The sequence below is a fragment of the Streptomyces sp. NPDC006265 genome, from assembly GCF_040613555.1.
Classification (GTDB): domain Bacteria; phylum Actinomycetota; class Actinomycetes; order Streptomycetales; family Streptomycetaceae; genus Streptomyces.
On record NZ_JBEXSH010001062.1, the window covers coordinates 1 to 2,737 of the forward strand.

Below are 2,737 nucleotides of genomic sequence, written 5' to 3' on the forward strand. Positions count from 1 at the left end.
GTCCGGGTCTATCTGCCGCCGGACGCCAACACGCTGCTCTCGGTCGCCGACCACGCGCTACGCAGCCGCGACTACGTGAACGTGATCGTGGCGGGCAGGGGCCAGGACGGCAGGTCGTCCGTCGGGATGCGCCACAGCGAGACGACCATGTCGCCGGTGAGGCGCCACGGAGAGGGAGGAAAGGGGACGGCTGGTCGTTCCACGGTGTGCTGACCGACTTCCTCGGCTGGGACTCGTACGGCCGATTGTTCCACCCGGGAGGGCCGGGGCGGGCCTGCGCCGCGGTGCCACCGGCCCGTCCTCGACGAAAGCGGGCCGTGTCCCCAGCGGTTGCCTACCTGCTCTCCGGGCCCTCCTCCGGCAACGGGTCGCCGCCCGCCGACGTCGGGGCCGCTCCGTGGACGCGCATCACCATGTACGACTCCCCGTCCCTGGGGGGCCGTGTCCAGGAGCGGGTCACGAACGTGTGCAGCCGCCCGCTCACGATCGCGTGGCGCGGCAGACGGACACCGAACTCGGTCGCCACCGCGTCCAGCAGCGACCGCTCCGCCTCGGCACCGTCGGCCCGCTCACCGAAGAACGGGCTCGGGTCCAGCGTCCGCGGTATCTCCCCGCTCTGGCCGATCTCCCCGTCCGCGTAGGTGAACCCGTACTGCTCGACGCCGTCGCGCGCCACCGAAAGGTGGAATGACCGTTCCCGGTGCCCGGCTCTCAGGTCGCTCCACACCACCACCGCGCGGGTGCCTCCGCTCGCGCCCGCGGCAGGGGAGACGAACCGCCGCCGGTCGAACGGCGCCGGACGGCCGTCGAACGCGAAGCTCCAGCCGGTGCCCGCCCGGCCGACCGCCATGAGGGCCCTGCCGTCGTAGGAGGAGAATTCCCTCGTGCCGCGCAGCGAGCCGCGGTGCGCGTCCCAGGAGGTCATGGGGTCGTTCAGTACGGTGGCGTCCCCGTCCGTGAGACGCTCCGGCAGCTCGTCCGGCTCGACTCCCTCCACCAGGACGAACCGGTAGGACGTGCGGTTGTTGCCCGGGTCCGGCTCCGCGAGCCACGCCAGGCCGCCCGGGTCGAGACCGGCCGTCGGCCCCGGTGCCTCCCCGGTCTGCCCGCCCCTCGGCGTGGACAGCAGCTCGCGGCCCCGCTCCGGGGTCAGCAGCGGCCCGAGCACGGGATCGGCCACCCACCCCAGCGGCGCCAAGTGGTCCGGCCCCAGCGGTTCCCACAAGGGCAGGGCAGCGATCAGTGTCCGCCAAGCCCCGTCGGTGTCTCCCCACCGCGCCAGCTCCCGGGCCCTTTCGACCGCCTCCCCGAACGGTCCGGCCGCCGTGTACCGGTACGTGCCGTTCCTCATCCGGTCCAGCAGCGCGTGAGCCATGGACACCAGCGCGTCGTCAGCGCCCCGCAGATCGAACCTCAGCGTGGAGTCGTCCCGGTACGAGTGCGCCGCGTGCTCGGCGACCAGCAGAGGCAGCAGCTCGCGCGCGTACCGCGGATCCGCCGCCACCCCCTCGAAGGACACCAGGTAGGTCTCTCCGAGCAGGCGCCGTATCTGGTCACGCAGTCCGGCTGCCCGCGGTCGGCCGTATTCCTTGGCCTCGTCCAACGCTTTCCCGGCCTGCTCCCAGCCGCCGCGCAGCGCCTCCAGCCGGGCCTCCTCCACCTGGTCGTCCAGCCTGCGTGTCGTGTCGTTGACGAACGCCGGCTCCCCGTCACCCGGATTCGCCCGCAGGCGGTGGAACTCCCGGTACATGTCCCACATGAACGTATGGAAGTTCTCGTGCCGCTCGGGTGGCGCGGCGCGCCAGCTCGCCCACGTGTAGACGGCCCACTCGCCGTCCTCGTCCACGTCGTCGGGATCCATGAGGACGTAGGTGGCATCGGATTCGACGTCGAGTTGCAGCCCGCGCCGCCAGATGTCTGCCTCCCGCCGCTCCTCGGGCCCGGCGTCCTCGTCCAGGTGCTCCTCGTACATGGACCCGAGTCCCGACTCGTCGTTGTGCCAGCGTGCGTCCGCGGTCCCCGCCAGCAGCCACACGAATCCGCCCGCGTGCCGCCACCCGTCACTGACCTTCAGGAACTCCCGGTACGACGGCGGCATCCGCCGGCCGAGGCGCTTCTCCATGGCGGCGATCCGCCCCTCGGACGCGGGCGGGAACCCCAGTCGGCGTGCCCGCCGTGCGCCCTCGTCGTCCTCGCTCCGCGTGTCGTCGTCGGACAAGGAATCCGCCCACTCCTCGCTCCATCCGAGCAGGAATGACCGCCAGTCGAATGCCGTCGTGTCCGTCATGGGCCCGATGCTGCCACCCACCACTGACAGCGCTTCACCGCTCGGCGGAGCCGCCGGACTCAGCCGGACGCGGTGACCGGGTGTACCACACGCCGAACCACTGCTCGGCGCCGTACTCCTCGAACCGCTCCACCTCTGAGAACCCCAACTTCACGGCGAGGCGCAGCGCGCGGTCGTTGGCGATCCGGGTGCAGAGCACCACCGGCTCGCCGGGGAAGTGCCGGCGAACCAGTCGAGTACGGCGGCGCACGCCTCGGCGGCATACCCACGCCCCCACACCCCCGGCAGGAACAGCTAGTGCCGCGGCAGGCAACGTTCGCCCCGTCGCGACGCCCGGCACGCTCCCCCAAGCTCTCGACTCCGCTCGAGCAGGGGGGACCCCCACTCGGCGCACCGGCCGAAACCCCGAGTACGTCCAGTACGAGGGCTTCCGGCCGGCACGCCGAGAGC

At 72.2% G+C, this 2,737-nt stretch carries 2 protein-coding genes and 1 pseudogene; 1 reads left to right on the forward strand and 2 read right to left on the reverse strand.

Annotated features, from left to right (window positions below):
- A partial coding sequence (locus tag ABZ281_RS45200) for a hypothetical protein (protein ID WP_356664177.1) occupies positions 1-213 on the forward strand: 213 nt, incomplete at its 5' end.
- Between the two features lie 121 nt (positions 214-334).
- Here ABZ281_RS45200 and ABZ281_RS45205 read toward each other — a convergent pair.
- Both ABZ281_RS45205 and ABZ281_RS45210 read right to left on the reverse strand, forming a co-directional pair.
- Entirely contained in the window at positions 335-2,287 is a 1,953-nt protein-coding gene (locus ABZ281_RS45205) for an SMI1/KNR4 family protein (protein ID WP_356664179.1), read from the reverse strand.
- A gap of 34 nt (positions 2,288-2,321) precedes the next feature.
- Positions 2,322-2,581 (reverse strand): annotated as a pseudogene (locus ABZ281_RS45210) (GNAT family N-acetyltransferase); the annotation flags it as partial.
- Positions 2,582-2,737: the final 156 nt, after the last annotated feature.